General features: G+C 37.2%; 20 protein-coding genes and 1 tRNA gene. 12 read left to right on the top strand and 9 right to left on the bottom strand.

The annotated features are described in order from the left end of the window. The first annotated feature begins 103 nt into the window (after nt 1-103). Together LB454_RS07625 and LB454_RS07620 are read left to right on the top strand one after the other, a co-directional pair. Nucleotides 104-910: an HAD family hydrolase gene (locus tag LB454_RS07625; RefSeq protein ID WP_224464073.1), complete on the top strand. Its 807-nt coding sequence runs from the start codon at nt 104-106 to the stop codon at nt 908-910. Nucleotides 911-1,921: 1,011 nt separating this feature from the next. Then, entirely contained in the window at nt 1,922-3,997 is a 2,076-nt protein-coding gene (locus tag LB454_RS07620; RefSeq protein WP_224464072.1) for a M48 family metalloprotease, read from the top strand. A gap of 567 nt (nt 3,998-4,564) precedes the next feature. Here LB454_RS07620 and LB454_RS07615 read toward each other — a convergent pair. Together LB454_RS07615 and LB454_RS07610 are read right to left on the bottom strand one after the other, a co-directional pair. Beyond that, nucleotides 4,565-4,638 (bottom strand) — tRNA-Arg (locus LB454_RS07615). A 57-nt stretch (nt 4,639-4,695) separates the two neighbouring features. Beyond that, complete coding sequence (locus LB454_RS07610) at nt 4,696-5,145, bottom strand: GatB/YqeY domain-containing protein (protein WP_224464071.1); 450 nt, start codon at nt 5,143-5,145, stop codon at nt 4,696-4,698. A gap of 132 nt (nt 5,146-5,277) precedes the next feature. Here LB454_RS07610 and LB454_RS07605 point away from each other — a divergent pair, with 132 nt between their 5' ends. The 7 genes from LB454_RS07605 (at nt 5,278) to LB454_RS07575 (ending at nt 12,378) form a co-directional block, all read left to right on the top strand. Further along, entirely contained in the window at nt 5,278-6,081 is an 804-nt protein-coding gene (locus tag LB454_RS07605) for a sulfite exporter TauE/SafE family protein (protein ID WP_224464070.1), read from the top strand. Nucleotides 6,082-6,471: 390 nt separating this feature from the next. Continuing rightward, on the top strand, nt 6,472-7,143 hold the full coding sequence (locus tag LB454_RS07600; protein ID WP_224464069.1) for a peroxiredoxin: 672 nt from the start codon (nt 6,472-6,474) through the stop codon (nt 7,141-7,143). An 838-nt stretch (nt 7,144-7,981) separates the two neighbouring features. After that, nucleotides 7,982-8,983 carry a c-type heme family protein gene (locus LB454_RS07595; protein WP_224464068.1) on the top strand — a complete coding sequence of 334 codons (1,002 nt, stop codon included), beginning with the start codon at nt 7,982-7,984 and terminating at the stop codon, nt 8,981-8,983. Between the two features lie 37 nt (nt 8,984-9,020). After that, the gene (locus LB454_RS07590; RefSeq protein WP_224464067.1) at nt 9,021-9,758 is read left to right on the top strand and encodes a carbonic anhydrase; all 738 of its coding nucleotides are present in this window, start codon (nt 9,021-9,023) and stop codon (nt 9,756-9,758) included. A 90-nt stretch (nt 9,759-9,848) separates the two neighbouring features. Continuing rightward, nucleotides 9,849-10,208, top strand: coding sequence for a zinc ribbon domain-containing protein YjdM (locus tag LB454_RS07585; protein ID WP_322962853.1), 360 nt, complete (start codon nt 9,849-9,851; stop codon nt 10,206-10,208). A 114-nt stretch (nt 10,209-10,322) separates the two neighbouring features. Then, complete coding sequence (locus tag LB454_RS07580) at nt 10,323-11,006, top strand: aspartate/glutamate racemase family protein (RefSeq protein WP_224464066.1); 684 nt, start codon at nt 10,323-10,325, stop codon at nt 11,004-11,006. Nucleotides 11,007-11,121: 115 nt separating this feature from the next. Then, nucleotides 11,122-12,378: an NAD(P)/FAD-dependent oxidoreductase gene (locus tag LB454_RS07575; protein WP_224464065.1), complete on the top strand. Its 1,257-nt coding sequence runs from the start codon at nt 11,122-11,124 to the stop codon at nt 12,376-12,378. 299 nt (nt 12,379-12,677) lie between these two features. Here LB454_RS07575 and LB454_RS07570 read toward each other — a convergent pair whose 3' ends face one another. The 5 genes from LB454_RS07570 to LB454_RS07550 form a co-directional block, all read right to left on the bottom strand. Then, nucleotides 12,678-15,908, bottom strand: coding sequence for an efflux RND transporter permease subunit (locus LB454_RS07570; protein ID WP_224464064.1), 3,231 nt, complete (start codon nt 15,906-15,908; stop codon nt 12,678-12,680). Nucleotides 15,909-15,913: 5 nt separating this feature from the next. Continuing rightward, entirely contained in the window at nt 15,914-16,984 is a 1,071-nt protein-coding gene (locus tag LB454_RS07565) for an efflux RND transporter periplasmic adaptor subunit (RefSeq protein WP_224464063.1), read from the bottom strand. Continuing rightward, complete coding sequence (locus LB454_RS07560) at nt 16,974-18,302, bottom strand: TolC family protein (protein WP_224464062.1); 1,329 nt, start codon at nt 18,300-18,302, stop codon at nt 16,974-16,976. Before LB454_RS07560 ends, LB454_RS07565 begins: the two co-directional genes overlap by 11 nt. 195 nt (nt 18,303-18,497) lie before the next feature. After that, nucleotides 18,498-20,795 (bottom strand): TonB-dependent receptor domain-containing protein, encoded by a 2,298-nt coding sequence (locus LB454_RS07555; protein ID WP_224464061.1) that lies wholly within the window; start codon nt 20,793-20,795, stop codon nt 18,498-18,500. A gap of 45 nt (nt 20,796-20,840) precedes the next feature. Beyond that, the gene (locus LB454_RS07550; RefSeq protein WP_224464060.1) at nt 20,841-21,224 is read right to left on the bottom strand and encodes a hypothetical protein; all 384 of its coding nucleotides are present in this window, start codon (nt 21,222-21,224) and stop codon (nt 20,841-20,843) included. 159 nt (nt 21,225-21,383) lie between these two features. Here LB454_RS07550 and LB454_RS07545 point away from each other — a divergent pair, with 159 nt between their 5' ends. Together LB454_RS07545 and cydB are read left to right on the top strand one after the other, a co-directional pair. Continuing rightward, nucleotides 21,384-22,763 carry a cytochrome ubiquinol oxidase subunit I gene (locus LB454_RS07545; protein ID WP_224464059.1) on the top strand — a complete coding sequence of 460 codons (1,380 nt, stop codon included), beginning with the start codon at nt 21,384-21,386 and terminating at the stop codon, nt 22,761-22,763. 8 nt (nt 22,764-22,771) lie between these two features. Beyond that, nucleotides 22,772-23,809, top strand: coding sequence for a cytochrome d ubiquinol oxidase subunit II (gene cydB / locus LB454_RS07540; protein ID WP_224464058.1), 1,038 nt, complete (start codon nt 22,772-22,774; stop codon nt 23,807-23,809). Nucleotides 23,810-23,826: 17 nt separating this feature from the next. Here cydB and LB454_RS07535 read toward each other — a convergent pair whose 3' ends face one another. After that, complete coding sequence (locus tag LB454_RS07535; RefSeq protein ID WP_224464057.1) at nt 23,827-23,985, bottom strand: hypothetical protein; 159 nt, start codon at nt 23,983-23,985, stop codon at nt 23,827-23,829. Between the two features lie 142 nt (nt 23,986-24,127). Next, nucleotides 24,128-25,006, bottom strand: a complete 879-nt coding sequence (locus LB454_RS07530; protein ID WP_224464056.1) for an AraC family transcriptional regulator — start codon at nt 25,004-25,006, stop codon at nt 24,128-24,130. Nucleotides 25,007-25,231: 225 nt separating this feature from the next. Here LB454_RS07530 and LB454_RS07525 point away from each other — a divergent pair, with 225 nt between their 5' ends. Further along, complete coding sequence (locus tag LB454_RS07525) at nt 25,232-25,813, top strand: LolA-like protein (RefSeq protein WP_224464055.1); 582 nt, start codon at nt 25,232-25,234, stop codon at nt 25,811-25,813. Nucleotides 25,814-25,843: the final 30 nt, after the last annotated feature.

Raw genomic sequence — 25,843 nt, 5'->3', positions numbered from 1 at the left:
AAATCAAAATCTATGTCTATGTTATGGATGATATCTACATTTGTTTTTTAAACCTGGTGTACTTATCAAGCACTTTGGTTTAGCCCATAAACTAAATTAAAACATGGATTTTTCGAACATCAAACTGGTAGTATCCGATATGGATGGCACCCTGCTTAATAGTCAGCATGAGGTGAGTATTAAATTCCTGAATCAGTTTCAGCAGCTAAAAAGTAAGGATATTCATTTTGTAGCAGCGAGTGGAAGACAATACCAAAGCATACTTAGCAAGTTTCCCTCTATCAGTAATGACATGAGCATTATAGCCGAGAACGGTGCCATTATGAAGTATAAGGATGAAACCAACGTCTTGCTAGAGCTAAGCCCGAATCAAATTTTGGATTGTATTTCACACCTTAGAGAGGTAAAGGATGCTTATATTGTTTTATGTGGAAGAAAAACAGCTTATACCGAATCCAAAGATTCAAATTTCATTTCCAAACTATGCGAATATTATACAGAGGCTACACAAGTAGATGATCTTACTCAGGTCACTGACGACGAATTCTTAAAAATTGCAGTTTTTCATTTTGATTCTTCAGAGGAGTTTGTGTATCCTTATCTTGAGCCAATTAGGGATGAGGTACAAGTCATAGTTTCTGGACAGAACTGGGTTGACATTTCTCATAAGGAAGCCAATAAATCCTTTGCGCTAAAGCAAATTCAAAAGGACTTAAGTATCACACCAGAGCAGACGATGATTTTTGGGGATTACAACAATGATATTGAAATGCTGAAGTTAGCAAAGTTCAGTTACGCTATGTCCAATGCGCACCCACGGGTTAAAGAAATAGCTAATTATACGACATCAAGCAATGATGAGCATGGAGTGGAATCTGTTTTGGAGCAATTGCTTTTAGCTAGATCATAAATCCAGCATTTGTAATAATTTTAAGAATATATCTTTTAAAAAGTAAAAGCACTGCTTTTTACTTTTGAGTAATGTAATAACCACGGATTAGGGTCCTGGTTCTAAATGTTCATAAAAACTTCAAGTCTATTTAGGGAAGGTCAATTCTCTTAAAGTCACTCCCTGATATAGGTTGACCATTTAAAGTCAATAGATATAACCTCAAATTAGTTTAATCAAGCTTTGTAGGTTTATGGTTTCGACACCTCAAAAAGACAGTCTATAGTCTTAAGTTATGAATCGATGAAAGTAGCTAAGACACATCTGATTGAAGACAAAGATTTCAGTGCGCTACCCCTAAAATCACCTTGTTTAAATCCTCTTATAGATTTTATGCTTTAATTCTCAAACTATTTCCAATTAGGGGCGTTAGCCCTGATATCTTCATAAAAAAACAGTAGGATCCAGGAAAAAGGGGTGTAACCCTGACATCTCAATTTGAATTGGAGTCAACTTATGTATAAATCCAAGAGCCATGCCATCCAAACTATCCCTTTGATAAAAGTTGAGATGGTTAAATTTTAAATAATCAGATATTGACTATAGTTCAAAACGGTCAACGCTATTTAGGGAAGGTCATTTTCCCTAAAACCTAAAACCTACAGCCTACAACCTAATTTTTTTGTTTGGACTATTTATTCGTGACACTGCCAGACCTAATGGAATTTATCGAATTAATCAAAAACTTTTTGTTGTGGAATTAAATATGCTAATTCAATGTAAAGGTTAAAATTAGTAACTTCAAACTTAGTTGTTTATTAGAGTATTCTATAAATAAGAGTTTGTAGGTAGACACTTTTACTAGTTTTTGCTAATTATCATTGGTTTGGAACCTAAAAAAATATTAAGTTAATTTGAACAATATTGTAACAAGCATGTCCAGAAAATGATAATCTTGTTTTTTTATACTAACTCGACAGAATTGATTTCATATTTATCTAATTTCAAAATTTTTTAAGTATAATACTAAGAATGGAAATAAAAAGACAAGCCAATCGATCATCAGAATTCAGAACTAAAAGTATCCTTGCAATTGGGTCAATCGCTTTTTTTATTCTAATATATTTTATACTATTTTCTTTTACAATTGGACTCACAGCACTTTGTATTTATGGAGCAATATTACTTATAGACACTTTTCCAAGATTTATTTCCATAGCTCTTGGAATTGGACTTGCTAGTTTTGGTTTGCTTATTTTTTACTTTTTAATCAAGTTTGTATTTAGCTTCAGAAAAATTGATCGCTCTAATTTTTATGAAATCCAACATGCAAATCAGCCAGAAATCTTTAGTCTGATACAAGAAATTGTAACTGAAGTCAAAACTAGTTTTCCAAAAAGAGTCTACCTATCTACAGATGTTAATGCAGCTGTTTTTTATGATTCTAATTTCTGGAGTATGTTTTTTCCAGTTAAAAAAAACCTATTAATTGGTATGGGACTTTTGAATAGCGTTTCTCAAGATGAGCTTAAAGCTGTCCTGGCACATGAATTTGGTCATTTCTCTCAAAAAAGTTTGAAGCTTAGCAGTTATGTTTATAACGTAAATCAAGTGATATTCAATTTGGTATCTGAGGATGAATCTTTTGATAAAATTATTCAGAAATGGGCAGAAGCAAGTGGATATTTAAACTTTTTCATTGTTTTAGCAGTCAATATTATCGAGGGGATAAAATGGATCCTTCAAAAGCTTTATGAAATTGTAAATAAAAGTTATTTGGGCCTCTCTAGAGAAATGGAGTTTCATGCCGATGAAATCGCAGTAAGCATTGCAGGTTATGAGCCTTTTAGGCGATCTTTACTTAGAGCGGAGTTATCTGGAGAGGCACTTAGTCGAGTTTTAACGTTTTATGCAGATAAAATATCCGATAACATTAGAAGTGAAAACGTTTATGATGAGCATTGGTTTGTACTTAATTTACTTGCAAAAGAAAGTAAACTTCCAATTGTTAATGGGTTTCCTGAAGTTACTATTGAAGAGTACAAAAAGTTTAAAAAATCCAAACTAGTAATTAAAGATCAGTGGGCTTCGCACCCAAGTATTAGCGATAGACTTGAAAGACAAAAAAAACATTCAGAATTTGTAGAATTTAAGCATCAACCTGCACTGCATCTTTTTAGAAATTATGAAGAAGTACAGAAAACTTTAACTAATTTTTTATTTACAGATATTGAATATAAGGGGGAAATACAATATATGGACTCAAGTAAATTTGAAAGCATCTTTTATCAAGAATTCAAAAACAATACTTTTTCTGATATCTATAATGAATATTACGATAATAAAAATCCAGTTTATTTTGATTTAGAAAACATCAATACAACTGATGGTAAAATAGAATTTCCTGAGCTTTTCTCAGAACAAATTGTAGATTTAGTTCACACAGAATTTGCTTTAAAAAATGATCTTGAAATTATAAAAAAAATAGCTTATAAAACTATTTCTCTTAAAACCTTTGACTATGACGGCAAAAAGTATGAGAGCAAAGAAGGCTATAAACTAATAACAAAGCTTAACTTGGAATTAGAACAAGTCAATTCTAAAATTAAAGAAAATGATATTAAGATTTTTACTTTTTTTGAACAAACTGAAGCCTTACTATCTAAACCTAAAAAGCTAAAGGAGTACTACCAAACCTTATTTGAATATGATCAGCAGATTGATTCCAAATTAGATATAATAACTAAAATATATAATCATCTAGAATTTACAAATTATACAACTCCATTTGATAAAATAATAACCAACTTTAGACGTTTTCGACCATTAGAGTCACAATTGAAACAAGAAATAGAATCAATAGTGAAGGATAATCTTTATACAAATGAAATTTCAAAAGATATGAAGGATAACTTCCATTTATTTCTTTCAAGTGACTTGGAGTATTTTCGAGATACAGCTTACAACAATGAGAATTTAGAAGTCTTGTTTTTGGCTATTGAAAATTATAGGCATCTTCTTTTAAGGGGATATTTTTTGCTTAAAAAGAAGTTGCTTTCTTATCAGAAAGAAATAATTGAACCTGCTATGAGAGCAGACGCCTTTTAATCTGATGAAAAGAATATACAATGTTAACCATTCTTTCCACCAATTATGCCCGTGGCTGCTTTGGTTTTAGTTACAGCGGATTAATTAGTTTCCCTAAGTAAATAGTAAACTTAAGATTATCGTCCAAGTCCACATTTTTTTTAAAAACCATTCAGCTATTGCTTTAGCTTTTGTCAAAAACAAAGAACCACGCTAAAATGGCGTGGTTTTCTGTTTGTTGTGTTAATCAAGGATTCACTACGTGCACCCCAAAACGTCCTGTTCCTTCCTGTTCTTTAAACGGTCAATGCTATTTAGGGAAGGTCATTTTCCCTAAAACCTACAGACTATAACCTAAAACCTGATTTTTTTGTTTGGACTATTTATTCGTGACCCTGCCTGTCGTGCCTCTGGCAGGCAGGCGCGTCAGGATTGCATATCCTGAGTGCGTTCTCTGCTGGAAATACAAAACCACTGCTATCGCAGTTCTGATTTTTATATTTACTCTGCGTTTATAAAAGCTTTGCTTTTCTAACTTGAGTAAAATATAAAAACCACATTCGTTAGAATGTGGTTTTGTGCTTATCGTGACCGCGGCAGGATTCAAACCTGCAACCCTCAGAGCCGAAATCTGATATTCTATTCAGTTGAACTACGCGGCCTCAAATTTCCTTTAAATCGAAAATCTATTCAATGCAAATTTACAATAGAAATCTATCTTAAGACAAGTTCTCCTTGACGATTTTTGAAATGGTTTTTCCATCCGCTTTTCCAGCCAGGCGCTGAGAAGCCAGACCCATCACTTTTCCCATATCTTTCATAGAGTCCGCACCAGTGTCTTCAATGATAGATTTTACCTCTTTATCGATTTCTTCTTCACTCAGCTGAGCGGGTAAAAATTGTTCTATGACTTTTACCTCGGCCAATTCCGCTTCAGCTAAGTCATCTCTATTTTGTTCCTTGTAAGTTTGAGCGCTATCTTTTCTTTGTTTGACGAGTTTTTGAACAAGCTTGAGCTCATCCGCCTCACTCATATCTTCTTTACTAGACGTAGCTGTTTTAGCTTTTAAAATTTCACTTTTAATAGACCTCAAAGAAGCTAAGGCGACAGAATCTTTTGCCTTCATCGCTTCTTTCATTTTTTGCATAACCTCTTGTTCCAGTGCCATTTTTCAAATTTTTCGCTAAGATAAATAATAATCTATCAAAATCAATTTAAAGCCTTACTTTCAATGTAACCAAAGTTACTGCCTTAGCCGTATTCTAATTCTACATTTGCCAATGTAAATGAAATACTCTTCATGGAAATAATCGAAATACTAGGCTTTTTTGGAGCACTCATCATAGGAGTTGTTCTTGGATTAATAGGCGGTGGAGGCTCCATTCTTACGGTACCGGTACTTGTATATCTTCTCATGGAAGATCCGGTTACAGCCACAGCTTATTCGCTATTTGTAGTAGGTACCGCCAGTCTTGTAGGAGCTATCCGTAACATGCAAAAAGGCCTGGTAGATCTCAAAACAGCCACCGTATTTGCTATTCCTGCGTTTATAGCGGTATACGCCACCAGAAAATATGCGGTTCCAGCCATTCCAGATTCGTTGTTTACGATAGCCGACTTCGAAGTGACCAAAAACATAGGGATCATGCTCTTTTTTGCATTGATTATGCTTTTGGCGTCATACTCCATGATCAAAGACAAAAAGAAAGGGCAAGAAGATCCCGAGGCAGAGGTAAAGTACAACTATCCGCTTATTATAGTAGAAGGCGTAGTTGTTGGATTTCTTACCGGGATAGTAGGAGCAGGAGGAGGTTTTCTCATCATTCCTGCTTTGGTTCTGTTAGCCAAATTACCTATGAAAAAAGCAGTGGCCACCTCACTATTAATCATCGCTGTTAAGTCTCTGATTGGTTTTATTGGGGATGTTCAAAATATAGAAATCGACTGGACCTTCTTAGGGCTCTTTACTGGGCTTTCAGTGGTAGGAATCTTCGTGGGGATTTGGCTCAATAAGTTTATCGACGGCAAAAAACTGAAAAAAGGCTTCGGCTGGTTTGTTTTGCTTATGGGCATTTATATCGTTTTCAAAGAATTCACGCAGTAAATGAGTATTGGGAGCTATTCCCGCTATCCATTTCAAGTCCTCGACGACCAGCTGGCAAAAAGCAGCATAACCAAAAGAGCTTCCTTTGGTCGCTTTTTGGTTTTGGCTTTTGTACAGCAGCTCATCTGACGGGCTTTCCATTGCTATCGGGGCTAAATTATTTCAAATTTTTTTAAATTTCGACTACCGACTACCGACTACCGACTACCGACTACCGACCACCGACTACCGACCTGACCGCCTCAGGCGGGAAACGCAGGCAGGCTTCCTACTCCCGACAAGAAAAAATTATAAAAGATCTCATCATTTCATCATCAGGTGTAACTATTGTTACTTTTAAAACTATCAATATACCTTATATTTGTCCTGTAACAAAAAAAGAAATAAACTATGGAAGATTTAAAAAATGTACAAGACAATCAAGAAGTCATAAGCATGCCAAGAATTGGTGATCAGGCACCAGATTTTGAAGCGGTAACAACTACAGGAAAAATGAAAATGTCTGATTTTGCTCCAGACAAATGGATTGTAATGTTTTCTCATCCTGCAGACTTTACACCAGTCTGTACAACTGAAATGAGCGGGTTTGCAGAACGTAAAAAAGAATTTGAAGCCCTCAATACTGAACTATTAGGCTTGAGTATCGACTCGATTCATTCACACATAGGATGGGTGGATAGTGTAAAACAAAACACCGGGGTTTATATGGACTTTCCAATTATAGCCGATATTGATATGAAAGTATCTAAGCTCTATGGAATGCTGCAGCCAAACGAAAGCGAAACCGCAGCTGTAAGGGCAGTCTTCTTTATAGATCCAAGTAAGAAAATAAGATTGATCATGTACTATCCACTAAATGTTGGTAGAAACATGGATGAAATTTTAAGGTGTTTGGAAGCACTTCAGTTTTCTGATGAGCATGGAGCTGCATGTCCACTCGATTGGAAAAAAGGAGACAAAGGAATAGTTTCACCTCCAAAAACATTAAAAGATTATGAAGCAAGACTGGAGGACGATTCAGTAGAAAAAACTACTTGGTACCTGGCCAAAAAGCAATTTTAATAAGGTGTTTTTACTAGGTTGGTTATGAAAAGCGGGGGTTTTGCCTCCGCTTTTTTTATGCAGCTATCGCTTGGTTCCTATCAAATTTTCAGGTACGAATCATGAATCACGAATCACGACCAACAAACTCACTTTGAAACACTGAGTATCGAATAATAAACACCGAATGATGAATTGAAATTTTTGAAATAAAGCATCAGAATTGTGAACATTTCTCAGAACAAGTCCTGATTCAAAACATCCTGTTTCAAAGAGTCAAAATATCTCTATTTCGATCCACGAATTACGAGTCACGAAGGACGACCAACAAACCCACTGTGAAACACTGAATACCGAATAAAGAACACCGAATGATAAAGAGAAATTTTTGAAGTAAAACATCAGAATTGTGAACATTTCTCAGAACAAGTCCTGATTCAAAACGTCCTGTTTCAAAGAGTCAAAATATTTTTCATTTCAAAATTCAAAATTTTTATTCTAGACTCACCAATTCAAGAACCCGCCTATAAGAATATTCGGGCAAGCTCAAAACTCACCAATTCACTCAAATGGTTCTAAAACCAAAAATCTACTTCTTAAAACTTGACTAACTCACGAACTAAAACCTAATCTAAAGGCGGGCATAGAACGGGATTTTTTAGTTTTGCGATAGGAGAGATCCATCAGTCGCTCAAAAGACTCCTTCTGAATGACAGCAGCACTGCATCAATCAAAAACTAGTTCAGATTTTCCTACGACCCCCAAAACCTACTCCCTAATACCTAATTACTCTCTTGTAACTTAAGTTACCATTCAATTTTTAGACTCTGTGTAACTTGCTTTTTTAAATACATCTGCCATGAAATGGACCATAATAGCTTTAGTTATAGCCGTAAGCCTAGCATCCTGCAAAAATTCATCTGAAAAAAACAAGTCAGATTACATCAAATTAAAGTCAACGGAATTAAATTCAGAAGAACTTGCCGTAAGGGGAAAAACCCTTATGGAAAACAAATGTTACCTCTGTCACAGTCCTAAAGCTGCAGAAGGGTCTATGATTGCGCCACCTATGGTGGCTTTAAAGGCCAAATATGCGGAAGATGCAACTTCAAAAGAAGAGTTTATTGCCAACATTTGGAATTTTGTAGAGCAACCTACCAAAGAAAAGGCTAAGCTGAAGGGGGCTGTAAAACGCTTTGGTTTAATGCCTTACCAGCCTTATAAGCAAGAAGATATTGAGGCAATTGCCGCCTTTATGTATGATTATGAAATCGCAGAGCCAGAGTGGTTTCAGAAACACTGGGAAGAACATCATGGTAAAGCCTATAAGCAAGAGGGCAAAGATGTAAAGACACTTAAAGAGCCTGAAGATAGCTATGCAGATATTGGGATGAAATATGCCAAGTCCACCAAAGCTACTCTAGGGAAAAACCTTATGGGAGCCATACAAAAGGAGGGCGTTCTTCATGCGCTTTCGTTTTGTAATGTGCAGGCGATGCCACTCACAGATTCCATGGCCACAAAGCATAATGCAAACATAAGGCGAGTGTCCGACCAAAATAGAAATCCAAATAATAAAGCTAATCCGGAGGAATTGGAATACATCTCGGTGTATAAAGAGGTTTTGAAAAAAGGGGAGGAGCCTGAACCTATAGTGGTAGAAGCAGATCAACAAGTGAAATTTTATTATCCAATTGTGACCAACGACATGTGTTTGAAATGTCATGGAACTCCTGGTCATGAGATAGAGACCGAAACATTAGAGAGAATAGAACAGCTTTATCCAGAGGATAGAGCTATTGGATATGATGTGAACGAAGTAAGAGGTATGTGGAGTATTAGTTTTGATAAAAATGAATAATATCCGGATCGGAATTCTTTTGTGCGTTCTTATTACGATGTCAAGTTGCCAAAAACAATCACAAGAAAACGAAAGTGAAACTAAAGATAACTCGATTCACTGGAGCTATGATGGAGAGACAGGGCCTGAGCATTGGGCTGAGCTGGAAGGCCAGACCAATTGTGATGGAAATTTTCAGTCCCCAATTAATTTGGTGAATTTTAAAGCTGATGACAATCTTCAACCCGTTGATATTCATTATTCAAAAGAAACCATTCTTCATGATGTAGCCAATAATGGACATTCGATTCAGTATGATTTTGAAGCAGGTGATTTTTTAGTCTACGAAAAAGACACGTTTCATTTGAAGCAATTCCATTTTCATGAGCCAGCAGAACATCTTATCGAAGGAGTTCGTTACCCTTTAGAAATCCATCTAGTCCATCAAAATGATTCAAAAGAATTTGTAGTGCTTTCTGTGATGGCCAAAGAAGGAAAAAACAGCGAACCTTTTGAGCTTTTAGAAAGTTACCTGCCTATCAAAAAAGGAGAAACAAAATTGATCAAGAAGCCGTTCGATATTTCTCAAAATCTACCACAGCACAAAGGCTACTTTTCTTATGAAGGTTCTCTTACGACACCGCCTTGTTCTGAGGAAGTGACCTGGATTGTGTTTAAAGAAGCCATAGAAGTTTCGCTGGAGCAGGTAGAATTATTGAAATATCTCATGCCAATCAACAATTATAGGAACGAGCAGCCACATCATGGAAGAGTAGTGCGTTCAACTTCCTTTTAGTAAAGAATTCAGTCTGATTAATTCTTTACTAAGAAAAAGATTAAACGCATTTTTGAGGCTGAAATAAAATTTTTTTAAAAAAAAACTGCCATGTCAGAAGAAATGAAAGAATGCCCAAACTGTAAATCCCCCTACGGATATGCTGTTGGGCAAGGTATTTATAACTGCCCAGAGTGTAGTTTTGAATGGAATGCTGGCGAAAAGGAATCCATAGAAAACGAAGCAGAAAGCAAGGAACCTGTCATAAAAGATGCTAATGGGAATATACTTGAAGATGGTGATAGCGTGGTCGTCGTGAAAGACCTGCCAGTGAAAGGTTTTCCAAAACCTTTAAAAGCGGGAACCAAAGTCAAAAATATTCGCCTCACAGATGGCGACCATAACATAGATTGTAAAATCAAAGATTTTGGAGCCATGGCTTTAAAATCTGAGTTTGTCAAAAAAGCATAAATTATAAATGAATTAAAGCATTTGTTATGAAACACGCATGTACAAATTTTCTACACACAGGAGAATAATTATACGTGTTCCATTTGACCGCTTAAAAACAATAGAAATAAACAGATGAAATTACTAGGCTTAATAGGTGGTACTTCTTACCATTCTACGTTGGAGTATTACAGAGAAATTAATGAGAAGGTAAGTCATAGCATTGGTAGTTCTCAAAACCCAGAGCTCTTACTATACAGTATCAATATTGATGTTATGAGAAGACAAGATGAAAATGAAATCAACCAAACTTATTTAAAGGTGGCTCAAACTCTGGAGCAGGCTGGAGCAGAAGCTCTGATGATTTGTGCGAATACACCTCACATGTCGATCAGTTTTGTTCAGCCAAGAATTGGGATTCCATTTCTTCATATCGCAGATGCTGTTGGAGTGGCAGCAAAAAATGCTGGCTACAAAAATTTACTGTTGCTCGGGAACAAGCCTACAATGACCAGGCCTTTTTTGAAATCGTATTTAGTCGAAAATTATGACCTTCAAATACTCATCCCTGATGAAGAAAATATTGCTGAGTCTCATTATTTTGTTTCTAAGGAACTTACTCAGGGACATTTTACTTCAGAGGCAATACAGTTTTACATGAAACTCATCTCCACATTTGAAAGTAAAGTAGACGCCGTAATTTTGGGTTGCACAGAGTTGCCTATTTTGCTTAAAAATGAAAACACCAGGCTTCCTTTTTTAAAGACTACAGATTTACATATCCAGATGGCGATTGATTATATTTTAACTGAAACTTGATTTATTGTCGATTATTGAAGTAATCCGCCAATAAATTGAGAATAAAGTAGATGGACTGTAACTATTGTTACAATAGAATCAGCTTGAAAGACTTATTTTTAATAAAATTTAAGTTATGAAATCTAAGTATTCAGTATTAATTATTGGAGGAGGTACTGCAGGAATTATGACGGCAGCTCAGCTCCTCAAAAAGGATTCCAGCTTATCAGTTGGAATTATTGACCCAGCAGAGACACATTATTACCAGCCAGCATGGACACTCGTTGGTGGTGGAACATATGATTTTGACGATACAGTAAAACCCATGAAGGAATTAATTCCTGACGGGGCTGACTGGATTCAGGATTATGCGACTGGTTTTGATGCCGACAATACTATAGTGAAAACTCAAAATTCTGGTGAGATTGCTTACGATTATCTGGTTGTTGCTCCAGGTTTAGTGATGGACTTGACATTGATTGATGGTTTAGAAACAGCTTTAGATAAAGGTGTGGTGTGTAGTAATTATACCGACCCAAAACATACCTGGGAGGTGATACAAAACTTCAAAGGAGGAAATGCTGTGTTTACTCAGCCCACAACGCCAATTAAGTGCGGAGGGGCTCCTCAAAAAATAGCGTATCTCGCTGCCGATTATTTCAAAAAAAATAAAGTTGATGCCAGAGTGATATTTGCTACACCAGGCACAGTGTTGTTTGGTGTTAAAGAAATTCGAGAGACTTTACAAAAAGTAGTCGATAGATACGGCATGCATTTTAAGCCCTTTTATGCGCCTGTAAAAATTGATTCAACTAAAAAAATTATTACTTATAAATATGTTGGAGATGATGAAAATCAATGTGTGACCAACGAAAGTAAAGAGATTGGTGAACACATATCTGGAGAGGCTCTTATTGATATGCCATTTGATATGCTACATCTGGCACCGCCTCAAACCGCTCCGAAATTTATTAAAGAGTCTAATTTAGTAAACAAAGATGGTTGGGTGGACGTGAATATCAATTCGTTACAACATAATACCTATCCTAATATTTTCGCATTAGGAGATGTGGCGGCTTTACCAACGGCAAAAACTGGTGCAGCGATTAGAAAGCAAGTGCCTGTTGTCGTCGAAAATCTCATGTTTATGCTGAAAAATAAACCAGCCTCTAATCACGATTATAAAGGCTATTCTTCTTGCCCGTTAGTAACAGGTTACGGTAAAATGGCTCTCGCAGAATTTGATTATGAAGGCAATTTTACGCCAGACCCTAAATTGAAACAGATGTTGGTCTTCAATTCTGAAAAAGAACACTGGAGACTCTGGATGTTGAAAAAATACGGTCTGCCTTATCTGTACTGGAATAAAATGATGAAAGGCGAAGCTGTATAATTAGTGTTTAAATTCGTAAAAAACGGAACTAGAAATAGTTCCGTTTTTTGTTTAAATCAATTTAAATATTTGAATAGATTTTCTATTTATGTTTATCTAATTAAATTGGTATAATTCAATTTGCGTTAGGAATGTAGAGGACAGCCTACCTGCGTTCCTTGGAAGGCAAGCCCATAAAAGACAAAAGCCTAGATTTTTAAACCTGGCAGAGCGACCTAAGAAGCTCCTAATTAAGTTATTAAAATCTGGCTTTTGTGTTGCGGACTAAAAATGGACAGCACGTTTAAACGCCCTTACAGTTACGCATACTTTCTCTTCATCACCATATAAAAAACAAGCGGAACTACAATTAAAGTTAAGAAAGTAGATACGATGGTTCCACCCATTAACGACAGGGCTAGTCCCTGAAAAATAGGATCGAATATAATAGCTACCGAACCAATAACGACGGTTCCTGCGGTTAATAATATTGGTGTGGTTCTCACAGCTCCAGCCTCAATGATAGCTTGCTTAAAAGCAATGCCTTCGTTGAGACGGATTTCTATAAAATCGATAAGCAGAACTGAGTTACGCACCATAATTCCCGCCAGGGCAATCATACCGATAAACGAAGTAGCGGTAAAAAAGGCGTCAAAAATCCAATGCGCTAATACTATTCCTATCAATGATAGCGGAATAGCAATCATCATCACAATGGGAGAGCGGAAGCTTTGGAACCAGCCAACTATCAACATGTAAATAATGAAAATCACTCCCAAAAATGCTATACCGAGATCTCGAAATACTTCCAGCGTTATTTGCCATTCTCCATCCCATTTCACCGAGTAATCTTCTGTATCTACTGGGATATCGGTGTATAATTCTTCTATAGAATATCCTTCTGGCAAATGCATATCTTTGAGGTATTCTTCCATACCCAGAATGGCGTAAACAGGGCTTTCCAATTCTCCAGCCATTTCTGCAGTGACATAAACAACCCGACGTTTGTTTTTTCTGTAAATGCTTTTTTCTATAGGCTGTTCCACCAAATTCACAAGATTTCCAATGTTTACCATATGGCCTTGCTGTGATTTGACTTTAAGTTTTAATAAATCTTCTGTAGATGACTTTTCAGCATTGGGAGTGTAGTAAGTGATGCTCACCTGTTCGCGTTCATTTTCTCTGTAAGCCATGCCAATAGAAGCATTTCCAAGACTTAATCGCATCGTTTCAACTATTTGCTGAGTGCTTACTCCTTCTAAATTAGTGCGTTCGGTGTCTACTACAAACTCAACCTCAGTTTGTTCGGCTTCAACTCTCCAGTCGATGTCAACAACATCCTGAGTTTCCTGTAAAATGCCTTTGACATTCTCAGCAATTTTGATTTGCTCTTCGTAATCAGGTCCATAAATTTCAGCTACGATAGTAGATAACACCGGAGGTCCTGGTGGAACTTCTACAATTTTGATAGAGGCTCCATAACGATCTCCAATCGCTTTCACGTCTTTTCTAAAGGATTTTGCAATATCATGACTTTGGGCACTACGTTCACTTTTGTTGGTGATATTCACCTGAATATCTGCTAGATGTTCTCCATCTCTAAGGTCATAATGCCTGACCAGACCGTTGAAAGTAATTGGTGAAGCTGTGCCAACGTAAGTTTGATAATTGACGACTTCCTCACGGTTTTTGACGTATTCTGCAATTTCTAAAGTTACGGCTTGTGTGCGTTCTAAAGTAGTGCCTTCCGGCATGTCGATCACAATCTGAAATTCATTTTTGTTATCGAAGGGAAGCATTTTCACTAAAACCGATTCATTTAAAAACAAAAGCACCGAAGCGATGAGAAGAATGACCGTACTTGCTATAAAGAGCCAGCGTTTCCTGGAGCTTTCCAGAAGTGGTCTTTGAACTTTTTCATAAATCTTATAAATTCTGGTAGACTTTAATTTTTCGTCACCAAGTTGATCTGCTTTCTTGATAGCCTCCTCGTCATCTTCTTCGCCATCGTCTGGTTTGCCATCTCCTTTTAAAAAGTAAAAGGCCAGATAAGGCACAACGGTAAGCGCTATGAATAAAGAAAGAATCATAGTGATAGAAGCGCCTATAGGCATAGGACTCATATAAGGTCCCATAAGTCCACTTACGAATGCCATAGGCAATACAGAGGCGATAACAATAAAAGCTGCAAGAATAGTGGGATTTCCAACTTCATTAATAGCATATATAGCAGCATTTCGCAAGGATCGCTTTTTCATTTTGAAATGCCGGTGCATATTTTCAGTGATGATGATAGAATCATCCACCACAATACCTGTGATAAAAATGAGCGCAAAAAGGGTAATTCTATTTAAGGTATAATCGAATAAATAATAGCTAAGCATGGTTAAAGCGAATGTGACCGGTACTGAAATAAACACCACAAGTCCGCCTCGCCAGCCCATAGATAGCATCACTACTAAAGTCACAGCGATAATGGCACTTAGCAGGTTAAAGAGTAAATCAGAAACTTTGTTTGAGGCAGTTTCTCCATAGTTTCGTGTGACTTCTAGCTCCACGTCTTCCGGGATAATATAGTTTCCCCAGCTCTCTTTCTGAGCTATAATCTGATCGGCCACCTGCATGGCATCTGAGCCTTCTCGCTTGGCTATAGATAAAGTCACCGCAGAATAGGAGGAAGGCATCTGAGCCTGTTCAGCACTTGCAGCACCAAATCCAAATTCTACATAGTTTTTTGGATGTTCTGCTCCTTCTTCCACATCGGCAATTTGATGCAGATAGACTGGTCTATTGTCATAAGTGCCTACGACAATTTGTTTTAGGTCCTTTTCAGTTTCAATGAATTTTCCTGTGGTAATGAGAAGGTTTTCATCCTGATTCTGAATGCTACCGCTCTTAGATTTGGAATGATTGGCCTGAATCATTTGAGTGACACTCAAAATGTCCAGATCATAAGCTGCTGCTTCCTGATGGTTAAACTTTATTTTTAGTTCACGACTTCTCCCTCCAATCACTTCAGTAGATGCAACATTTTCAACCTTTTCAATTTCTAAAATCAGTTCATCTGCAATTTGTTTAAGGCGGTAGTCATCATATTTTTCGCTGTAAAGCGTAAGGCCTACCACTGGAACATCATTGATAGATCTGGTTTTGATAAGAGGCTGGGAAACCCCTTGTGGAATTTCATCCATATGCCGCATAATCTCATCATGCAGTTTCACATAAGATCTTTCGATATCTTCACCAACATAAAACTGGGCAATAAGCATACCTTGTCCCTGCATAGAGGTGGTATGAACATATTCAATTCCGTCGATATTGGAAATAACACGTTCTAAAGGAATAATGACTTTAGATTCAATTTCTTTGGGGCTAGCACCAGGATAGCTCACAAAAATATCTGCCATCGGTACGTCTATTTGAGGCTCTTCTTCTCTTGGAATCAACATGGTTGCGTAAATACCTACTCCCATGAACACCACCATCATCAAAAGGGTGATTTTAGAAGTTAGAAATGCGTTGGCTAGTTTTCCAGCAATACCATTTTTCATAAGATCTAGTAGTTTACGTTTATACCGTTATAAAGCTTGGAATCGGCTGAAATGACAACGGGTTCAGCTTCGCTAAGTCCAGATAAAATCTCAATATGTTCACCGTAATCTGTACCAACTTCGACCCATCTAAGCATGGCTTTGTTGTCCGGGCTTACTACAAACAGCCCCTGCAAGCTGCCGCGTCTCATGAGTGCAGGTTTAGGAATGAAAACCCCTTGATCCAAAACGTCTGTGACCAATTGAATTTCGGCTTGCTGACCAGAAAATAACTCGATATTATTCTCGTTAATCAGTTTTGCTTTCACAAGATATTGTCCACCTGAATTGAGAGAGGAAGAACTTATTTCAGAAATCTGAGCATCGATTATCTGTCCATCGTTGGATACTTTAACAGTAGCCAGTTGCCCTTTTCTAAGCGCTGAAATTGCTCGTTCTGAAACTGAAAAGTGAAATTCAAAAGCATTATCCACTTCCATCTGTAATATAGGGTATTGCGGGTTTGCCAAATCTCCTTCCTGAGCTGATTTTGAAGTAATCAAACCCTCAAAAGGAGCTCTGATGTTGAAATATTTTAATTCGGATTCAACTTCGTTCAACTGACTTTCAACTGCTGCTTTTTGGCTTTTTACCGAGTTATATTTCAGTCTGATAGACTCCAGTTCTTTTTCTGAAACGCTATTTTTCTCTCTTAAGTTTTTATAGCGTACGTAGTCTTTTTCAGCATTTTCCAATGTTGCTTTTACCTCTTCAAGTTTAGCTGACAGCTGAGCTTGTTTTGAAATAAGGTCATCGCTATTCAGCTTAACAAGCAATTGATTTTCTTTAACTTCATCACCCACCTCTACCAGAATTTTATCAACATAGCTGGAAGCTCTGGACTGGATATTTACAGATTTTGAAGACCTAATTTTCCCCTTATGAGTTAAAAGCTGAGGTAAGCTGGTTACGGGGTTTTGAACTTCTACGTTAACGACTTCTGGCTGGGATTTTTCACTTTGTGTTTCTTCTCCACAGCTCATTAAGCTGAACGAAAAGAGTGAAATAAAGAATATAGGTAATAGTTTAGTTTTCATAGGAGTAATTGTTAGCTAAAAATTGAACATATAACTGAGCGTAATTAAATTCGAATATGGATTGATTGTAAGCGAGTCTCATGGCAGACTGTTGCTGTTCTGCCTGAAGCAAATCAGTAGTTCTTTCCAGTCCTTCATCAAACCTATCTTTTCTGATTTTGTAAACTTTCTCCGCTTGTTCTAAAGAGAGTCTGTTTCTGTTGAGTTTCTGTTCGGCTTCTCGAAATTGTCGTTTTGCTTTTTCCAATTCCATGTAAGATTGTGAGGCGTTCATAGAGGCTTCCAGTTGAGCCTGGTCAAGACTTGCATTTTCCTCCTGCAGTTTTGCGATCTTCTTTCCTCCTTCAAAAACAGTCCAGTTGAGAGATGCCCCTACAAAAAAGTTTCTTGAGTCTGTGGTAAAAACTTCGTCAGAAAACCACTGGACATTTCCAAAAGCATTAAGCGTTGGAAGAAAGGACAACTTTGAAGCTGTTTGCATTTTGGATTGTGCTTCTGTTTGCAAATCAACTGCCAAGATATCTTCTCTGGTTTCAAGCTGGTTTTGGTCTTTCAAGGCAACTACATTGAGTTGGAGTTCAGAATCTGGTTTTACGATAGCATAGGAATCTTTATTCATCAGAAACATAAGGTAATCCGATAGATTTTTAAGCTGATTGGATGCTGAGATGTACTCATTTTCGACTTCGTTTAATCTGACTTCTGCATTCAAAACATCGGGCATCACCAGTAAACCTTCATCATAAAAGTTCTGTATATCTTCATAATTCTGCCTGGCAATTTCTCTGGTTTGTTCAAGTACTTCAACGCCTTTGTAAGCCAGTTGAAGCTGCATATACAGTTTTTCTACTTCTACTAAAAGTGCTTTTTCTTCAAATTTATTCTTAAGCACTTGTGCTTCCTTCTGAGCATTTAATGCAGAACGTTGCGCCCATTTATCCAGGTTGATGAGTGGCTGCTCTATTTTTAAGGCAGTCGTAAAGTTGGAAATGGCGCTCGGATTGTTCAGGTTGTCAATCTGGAAATCCTGTTCTGTGAAAATCCCCTGGTTTAATAAAGTACCAAACGCCTGTACAGGATTATTGGTTCTGTAAAAACTATGAGACACACTAAGCTGAGGTAAAAACGCAGCATTGGTTTGCCTGTATTGTGCTCTTATTTTTCTGAATTTACTTTCGTTAACCTGAAGCGACCTATTGTCTTCAAGCACTTGATTCTTCAGTTCTTCCAGAGTCAATTCTATGTTTTCCTGAGCTTGTGTTTGCCCTAGACTGAAAAGAAAAACTATAACAGTAAATAATTTTATATATGTATTCATTTTCTTTTGAATTTATATATGCAAATTTAGATTGCTAATTAGTTTCCTACTGTAACAAATGTTCTATTCAAAATAGTTCTTCTTTTTGTTGTCATTGGGTTTGGGATGGAAGTGAAAAGTCCGTCCCTTCCCTTATGCTATAGGGTGAGGACGGACTAGTAACGGACAGCGTGTAAAAAATGCCGTCAGAATTGATTAAAACGCATACTTCACAAAGACAGTGAAATTCTGCCCTGGATCGGTGAGGCGTTCCATGCTGCTTAAATTGGCATTGGCCTGATTTCTAAAAGCGAAATTTAAATGGTCATAATACTGCTCGTCAAATGCATTTAGCACTGCAGCTCCTAAGTTTAGACCTGGAATTAACTCATAACCCAGCCGAAAATCTACCAGCTGATAACCTGGCGTTGCCTGATTTTCTCCAAAAGATGTAGCCAGTTCATCTTGCTGACTTACGACTCTTAGGTCGGTGGCAGCCCAGAATTTGTTTTTATTGTATTGCAAGCTGAATTTACTGCGCAAGGGAGGCGTGAGTGGGAGAGATTCGCTAAGGTCTTCGTTTCTCGCGTAGACATAGGCAACTTCGGCATCAAATTGAAAGTTGTTTAAGAAATTCACGCCAAGATTGGCTTCAAAACCAGTTTTATAAGCATCCTCCAGATTTCTGAAGACCTTTGGGTTTAATGGTTCCTGATTGGGCATAAACTTTCTGGTTTTGGTAGGATCTATAATGGCAACGATATAATTCTCGAAGTGAGAAAAATATACGGAAGCACCCCAGTCTAGTCTGTTAATAGCGCCATCAAGTATTTTCTTACCTGTGTAAGCCACTTCAAATTGGTTATTGACCTCAGCATCCAGATAGGGATTACCGATGTATTCAAACGGGTCCTGACCCACCTGGAAGTGATTGATGAACCGTTCTATCATGTTAGCAGAACGCACTCCACGACCAAAAGCAAACTCCAGTTGATTATCTACATCCAGTAGTTTCTTGAGCGATACAGTTGCACTGAAATTGTGCTCTGTTCTGCTTCCTAAACCTGGATAATAATCCTGAAAATCTGATGCAGGATCTTGAATGTCTGAATGGACCAAATCATAACGCACACCAGCGTTAAGTACTGTTGAAGAATTGAGTTTGTAACGTGATTCTGCAAAAAATCCGTAATCATTGATGAACGAATCCTGCCAGATTTTGTCGGTAAAGGCAACGGGAGGATCCAGAGGCATTCCCATAGGGTTTTGTTTGACCAAGCGATTCCGTACTCCATCTCTGCTGATAAGCAGAGCGTCGGTTCCGGTAAACAGCGTCCAGAACTCATCCAGCTTCCATTCCAGTTCAAAACGACCTCCTGCTGTGGTTGCTTCGACAGGAGAAAGAGCTTCTGATACGCTAAAATTGCTTCGTCTGCTATTGCTCATTAGGTGATCTACATAAGAATAGTAGGCTTTGGCCTGTATGTTTCGCAGGGTTTTCCCTGGTCTTTTTTTGAAATAATCCAGGGACAGCATAGAAGAATCGTCGTAATCTGAATCCATGGGTAAGGAAGCATGAAGCACATCTCTACCGAAGGATTGTCTCCAATGTAGCTGAAGACGTTCTAAACTACTAAAGTTATAGCCCATTCTCAGACTGTAATCTATGCTTCTAAAGGAAGAAGGAATTTCTCGGCCAGCACCATCTTTGTAATTGCCAAAATCTCGGTAGCCGTACATACCCACCACATCAAATTTTTCCTCTGCATATTGAAGGCGAAGCATTTGGACTTGAGAGCTGCCATTAGACTCAAAACCTGAAGATGCACTTCCTGATAGGCCATATTTTCCAATCTCCGGACGCTTGGAAACCATATTGATCAATCCGCCAAAAGTAGCACCATACCTCATAGTGTATGGGCCTCGAACCACCTCAATCTTAGCTATATCTTCTGGCATGACATGAGTGGTGATGGGATCCATTCTGTTAGGGCAGGCATGCATCACTTTGGTTCCGCCATCGTATTGAATGTTTAACTGCTCATATTGAGAAGCTCTGAAAGACGGGTCTATAGCGTAATTCCCTCGTTTGATGAGTCCAAATCCATTAATATCACGGAAGAGATCGGCTACATTTTTTGGCTGACTGACTCTTTCTGTTAAGTCTGGTGTGCTGATATTCATCACCGGATCCTGGAAGATTTTCCCTGTAACCAGAACTTCTGGCAGTTCTGTATTTTGAGCTTTGAGAAAAATAATTTCAGGAGATGAGCCATTTATTTTTAGACTTTCAGAGGTATAACCTATATGACTTATAAGGTAGGTCTCACCGATGTGCAGTTTGAGAGTTTTATTTTCAGTGATGCGGTAATCTTCTTCGTTGTTTTGATTAATGGCGTATACTCCGCCCAGGATTTCTTTGGTTTGTGCGTCTTTTACTTCTATGGTTTTGGTTTGCGCATTGAGCATGGTAAAACCAGCCACAAAACAAATGGCACTTAGTATTAATTTCATGTTTAAGCATTTGATGTTTAACTAATTTTTTAAAAAAACGTGATGTTAAACAATCATTGCAGGTGGCTTGAAGCTGCTTTTAAAATATAGAGACTTGTATAGTGAAGTGTAAAAATAGTTGGATTTATTTTTAGAAATAAGAGCATCTAAAATAAGATCAGTATCAAAAAGACTTGGTGTAAAAATAAGTTCACTCTCTAAAAAAATGGAGGTGTTTTTTGGAGTTTCCGTTTCTTTTTTGTCGAGGACATCACTTAGAAAGCATTTACCATCACATTCCAGTTCTGGCTTGTCTGTGTTTTCACAGTAGTTTTCTATAAAGTTATCGGTGAATACTATATAATAGGATAGCCAGAAAACAGACTTTACTGTGAATAGGAGCACAGTAAGGCTGAATAAAAGCGCTAAATAGGGTTTAATAGTTTTCACATTGCAAAAGTAAGTTATGTTTTCTTCAAAGTTCAGTCACATTTGTTACTTATTTAGTTTTAAAACTATGTAAAGTGGGAGGACTCATTTTTTCTTTAAGTAACTTTTGTAGCAATCTGTTTTTCATGTTTGTTTTATTTTTGTAAAAAAATTTTGACCATGGATGTAGAAATTCTATCTCGTATCCAATTTGCCTTCACTGTTGCCTTTCATTATATCTATCCACCTTTGAGTATTGGTATTGGGTTATTGATGGTCGTTTTTGAAAGCATTTATATACGAACAAAAAAGAAAGAATATGAAGTATTAGCAAAATTCTGGACCAAACTATTTGCCATCACCTTTGGTATTGGGGTGGTCACTGGAATTGTCATGGAATTTGAGTTTGGAACCAACTGGGCCACGTATTCAAGATATGTGGGTGATATTTTCGGAAGTGCGCTAGCAGCTGAAGGCATCTTCGCCTTTGCTTTGGAAAGTAGTGCACTTGGCGTGTTGTTATTCGGATGGAATCGTGTAAAGCCTTGGGTGCATTTGGTGGCGACTTGGGCGGTATTTTTAGGCTCAATGTTTTCTGCGGTCTGGATTGTTATTGCCAACTCTTGGCAGCAAACCCCAGCGGGTTACCATATTGTGGGTGAGGGAATGCAGGCCAGAGCAGAAATAGTTGATTTCTGGGCAATGGTGTTCAACCCTTCTTCTGTAGATCGGTTAACTCATGTTTGGCTAGGCGCTTTTTTAGCTGGATCATTCTTGATTTTAAGCGTACATGCCTATTATATCCTAAAAGGGAAGTATGTGGTGCTTTCCAAAAAAGCTTTCAAAATTACCTTGGTTGTAGCAGCAGTAAGCTCTCTTGCACAATTATTCACTGGGCATGGCTCCGCAGAAGGTGTTTCAGAAAATCAACCTGCAAAATTAGCCGCTATGGAAGGGCATTTTGAAGAAGAAGCCGCAGCAGATTTATATCTTTTGGGATGGGTAGATAAGGAAAGTCAATCTGTTACAGGTCTTAAAGTCTCTGGAGGTTTGTCCTTTATGTTACACCAAGATTTTGAAACCCCAGTAACAGGTCTTAACGCTTTTCCTGAGGAAGATCGACCTTCTCAGGTCAATGCTGTGTTTCAGTTTTATCACCTTATGGTAGCTATCGGTATGTTCTTGATTGCTTTGAGTTTATTTGCTTTATGGCAATGGAAAAGAGGTAAACTCTTTGAGAAAAAATGGTTGCTCTGGACCTTTGTGTTTACAGCCTTGCTCCCTCAGCTGGCCAATCAGTTTGGGTGGTTTGCTGCAGAAATGGGCAGACAGCCTTGGGTAGTGTACGGTTTGCTTAGAACTTCAGATGCCCTGTCCAAGAGTGTTCAAGCCAATCAGGTCTTATTTTCGTTAATTTTGTTTTTTGTAGTGTATTTTATTCTCTTCTTATTGTTTATTTATTTGATGAATAAGAAAATAAAGAGTGGACCCAATAGCGATATCGACTTTGACGAAGGAAGTTTAAATAAAGAAATTGCTGATGTAGTTTCAAGTAAATAAATGATGGTATGGAAACGTTTTTAGGTTTAGATTATCCCACTTGGTGGTTTCTAGTAGTAGGTGGATTGTTTTCTGGCTATGCTATTTTAGACGGCTTCGATTTTGGAGCTGGTGCATGGCATATGTTCTTTAGACAAAACAAAAGCAGAGAAACCGCACTCAAAGCCATAGACCCCACCTGGCATGGTAACGAAGTATGGCTGGTCATTGGTGGAGGTACGCTTTTCGCTGGCTTTCCTGTGTTTTACGGTACACTGTTTTCTGCCATGTACACTCCTTTCATATTATTTCTTCTGTTTATCATCTTTAGAGGCATCTCTATCAAATTCAGAAATATGGAGGAAATGCTTTGGTGGAGACGAATGTGGGATTGGGGATACTCCATTTCCAGTATTATGTTAGCCGTGCTACTTGGTGTTGTGCTAGGCAATATTTTGAATGGGATGCCACTAGACCAAGATTTTGAGTACACAGGAAGAGGTTTCTTTGAATTTCTCAATCCATTTTCAATACTCGTAGGCGTGACTAGTTTAGCCTTATTTATGATGCACGGAGCCATCTATTTATTGTTGAAAACTGAAGGCAAGCTGTACAACAGAATACAGCAGTTTTTAAAAATAGGAATCGCTTTTTTCATCATAGCCTATATCATTACAACAGTATATGGATTTTTCAATTTAGAACACTTACTTCAAGTCTTTAATGATAACAAAGCGCTGTATGTAGTTCCATTTCTCGTATTTCTAAGCATTGCCAACGTACCCCGCTTAGCAAGTAAAAAACAATATGGCTGGGCCTTTATATTTACCAGCCTCACGATTGCCTTACTCCTTGTTATTGTTGCTTTTGAATTATACCCACGATTGTTACTGTCCAATTCTGATATTGAAAATAGTATCACCATTTACAATGCAGCAGCATCCACCAAAACCCTCAAAATCATGATGGGCTTTGTGGCTGTGGGTGGGCCACTGGTTCTGCTTTATAGCTATTTCGTTTATAAAACGTTTTGGGGAAAGGTTCAAACAGACGCTGAAGGGTATTAATGTTGATTTTAGCATTATTATTTTACACTCATAAAGCTTTCGTTTAGAGCTATTCCCGCTATCCATTTCAAGTCCGCGACGACCAGCTGGCAAAAAGCAGCATAACCAAAAGAGCTTCCTTTGGTCGCTTTTTGGTTTTGGCTTTTGCACAACATCTCATCTGGCGGGCTTTTCATTGCTATCGGGGCTAAATTATTTCAAGTTTCAAATTAATTATTTCAAATTTTTTAAATTTCGACTACCGACTACCGACTACCGACTACCGACTACCGACTACCGACTACCGACTACCGACTACCGACTACCGACTACCGACGCTTAGGAAACAGAATAAGCTAGTTCATTTCTATATTGGGTTGGAGTTCGTCCCGTAAAGGCTTTAAACTTCTTGTTGAAATGACTAAAGTTATTGAAGCCACTATCAAAACAAACATCCAAAATACTTACCTGCTTTTCGTGAAGCATTTTAGCCGCGTGTGTAAGCCTGTAGGTATTGACAAAATCTACAAAGGTTTTTCCTGTAATTTTTTTGAAATATCTACAAAACGCAGGTTTGGTCATATTTACTTTTTCTGAAATTTCATCTAACGTAATGCTGCGTTGAAATTCGTTTTGTACAAAATTGAATATCATATTAATGCGCTGATTGTCTTCTAGCTTTGCTTCCAAAATATAGCCATCTGCATTTAAAAGCGTATAATTTTTGGTTTGTTCCAGCATACTCAATATTTTGAGCAAGCCAATAAGCCTGTTTACAGGAGTTACGCTAGATAATGCTTCCAGTTTACTTCCTATTTCACGCTTTGCATCTCCATGAAAAACTATTCCATACTGCGCTCGTTGTAAAAGTTTTTTGATGTTTTTAAGTTCTGGTATCTCAAAAAAAGAATCTCCAAGAAATGAAGGTAACATCTGAACAACAGTTTCTCGCTGATTTTTTTCCAGGGTATCTGTAAAGCCACAGTGAGGTAAATTCGAACCTATTAAAATTAAATTTCCATTTCTATAATAAGAGGCATGACTACCAACAAGGCGTTTACCAGACCCTTCGTTGACGTAAACCAATTCCAGTTCTGGATGGTAATGCCAGAAGGTGTCACTCTTATTTTGATTGTCCGCATTGAATCGCTTATAGGAAAAAGAATTACCAAAATTTGGTTCTAGTTTTTCAAGTATTGGTTTTGCATTTTTACTCATAAAAATTCATAATTAGATGAAATATCATAATTCAAAAATACAATTTGTAAATATATTAATCATTTATATATGTTTTATATAATGCTATTAGAATACTTTACTGTTGTTGAAGGGTTAATATAGAACATATTTGTGTTTATTTTGGGCGTAAATAAGCAAATGACGGCTCTTATCTTTGTCATGTGATATTCGAAGATATATGAGTATTAATATAAATATTTAATTATGAAACAGTTTATTAACACATTAGCGATTACTTTAGTTTTTCTAACTAGTATTTCAACTTATGCTTCAAGAGAGTTTAAAGTGGAAGTGAATCAAAATCAAGTTTTAAGCATCAAAATCAATAACATCAATAAAGCAGATAAGTTGGTTTTAAGTGATGGGAGTGAAGTCCTTTTTGAGGACAAATCATTATTTCAGCCTTATATCAAAAATATAAGTCTGGAAAATCTTCCAGAGGGCTATTATTCGCTTTCTCTAGAAGACGATTACATGATTTCTACAAAATCCATTTCCAAGACCAAAAATGGAATAAGCATTTCTGAAACAAGTGTAGCATTCAAGCCTCACTTCAAACAAATTGACGCTGATGCTAGAAAACTGAGAGTAGGATTTACTAATCCTACAATGCAACCAACACAATTTAAGTTGTACGATAAAAATGGAAATCTTATTATTACCCTTAAAAATAACGACGCTGTATTCAATAAAACTCTAGATTTTTCTGAAGTTCCATCTGGAGATTATTCTGTTGCAATTAATAATAACGGAAGAAACTATTATAGAAATATTACGATAGAATAAACTATATCAGAGGCTGGAAAACCCGCAAAT

It is taken from the genome of Psychroflexus montanilacus, from assembly GCF_020164535.1.
Classification (GTDB): Bacteria; Bacteroidota; Bacteroidia; order Flavobacteriales; family Flavobacteriaceae; genus Psychroflexus; species Psychroflexus montanilacus.
This window is presented reverse-complemented; position numbering and strand designations above follow the sequence as displayed.

Excerpts from the sequence above, each read along its gene's own strand:
- LB454_RS07625 (WP_224464073.1), top strand. The coding sequence starts at position 104 with ATGGATTTTTCGAACATCAAACTGGTAGTATCCGATATGGATGGCACC.
- LB454_RS07620 (WP_224464072.1), top strand. The coding sequence starts at position 1,922 with ATGGAAATAAAAAGACAAGCCAATCGATCATCAGAATTCAGAACTAAA.
- LB454_RS07610 (WP_224464071.1), bottom strand. The coding sequence starts at position 5,145 with ATGGCACTGGAACAAGAGGTTATGCAAAAAATGAAAGAAGCGATGAAG.
- LB454_RS07605 (WP_224464070.1), top strand. The coding sequence starts at position 5,278 with ATGGAAATAATCGAAATACTAGGCTTTTTTGGAGCACTCATCATAGGA.
- LB454_RS07600 (WP_224464069.1), top strand. The coding sequence starts at position 6,472 with ATGGAAGATTTAAAAAATGTACAAGACAATCAAGAAGTCATAAGCATG.
- LB454_RS07595 (WP_224464068.1), top strand. The coding sequence starts at position 7,982 with ATGAAATGGACCATAATAGCTTTAGTTATAGCCGTAAGCCTAGCATCC.
- LB454_RS07590 (WP_224464067.1), top strand. The coding sequence starts at position 9,021 with ATGTCAAGTTGCCAAAAACAATCACAAGAAAACGAAAGTGAAACTAAA.
- LB454_RS07585 (WP_322962853.1), top strand. The coding sequence starts at position 9,849 with ATGTCAGAAGAAATGAAAGAATGCCCAAACTGTAAATCCCCCTACGGA.
- LB454_RS07580 (WP_224464066.1), top strand. The coding sequence starts at position 10,323 with ATGAAATTACTAGGCTTAATAGGTGGTACTTCTTACCATTCTACGTTG.
- LB454_RS07575 (WP_224464065.1), top strand. The coding sequence starts at position 11,122 with ATGAAATCTAAGTATTCAGTATTAATTATTGGAGGAGGTACTGCAGGA.
- LB454_RS07570 (WP_224464064.1), bottom strand. The coding sequence starts at position 15,908 with ATGAAAAATGGTATTGCTGGAAAACTAGCCAACGCATTTCTAACTTCT.
- LB454_RS07565 (WP_224464063.1), bottom strand. The coding sequence starts at position 16,984 with ATGAAAACTAAACTATTACCTATATTCTTTATTTCACTCTTTTCGTTC.
- LB454_RS07560 (WP_224464062.1), bottom strand. The coding sequence starts at position 18,302 with ATGAATACATATATAAAATTATTTACTGTTATAGTTTTTCTTTTCAGT.
- LB454_RS07555 (WP_224464061.1), bottom strand. The coding sequence starts at position 20,795 with ATGAAATTAATACTAAGTGCCATTTGTTTTGTGGCTGGTTTTACCATG.
- LB454_RS07545 (WP_224464059.1), top strand. The coding sequence starts at position 21,384 with ATGGATGTAGAAATTCTATCTCGTATCCAATTTGCCTTCACTGTTGCC.
- cydB (WP_224464058.1), top strand. The coding sequence starts at position 22,772 with ATGGAAACGTTTTTAGGTTTAGATTATCCCACTTGGTGGTTTCTAGTA.
- LB454_RS07535 (WP_224464057.1), bottom strand. The coding sequence starts at position 23,985 with ATGAAAAGCCCGCCAGATGAGATGTTGTGCAAAAGCCAAAACCAAAAA.
- LB454_RS07530 (WP_224464056.1), bottom strand. The coding sequence starts at position 25,006 with ATGAGTAAAAATGCAAAACCAATACTTGAAAAACTAGAACCAAATTTT.
- LB454_RS07525 (WP_224464055.1), top strand. The coding sequence starts at position 25,232 with ATGAAACAGTTTATTAACACATTAGCGATTACTTTAGTTTTTCTAACT.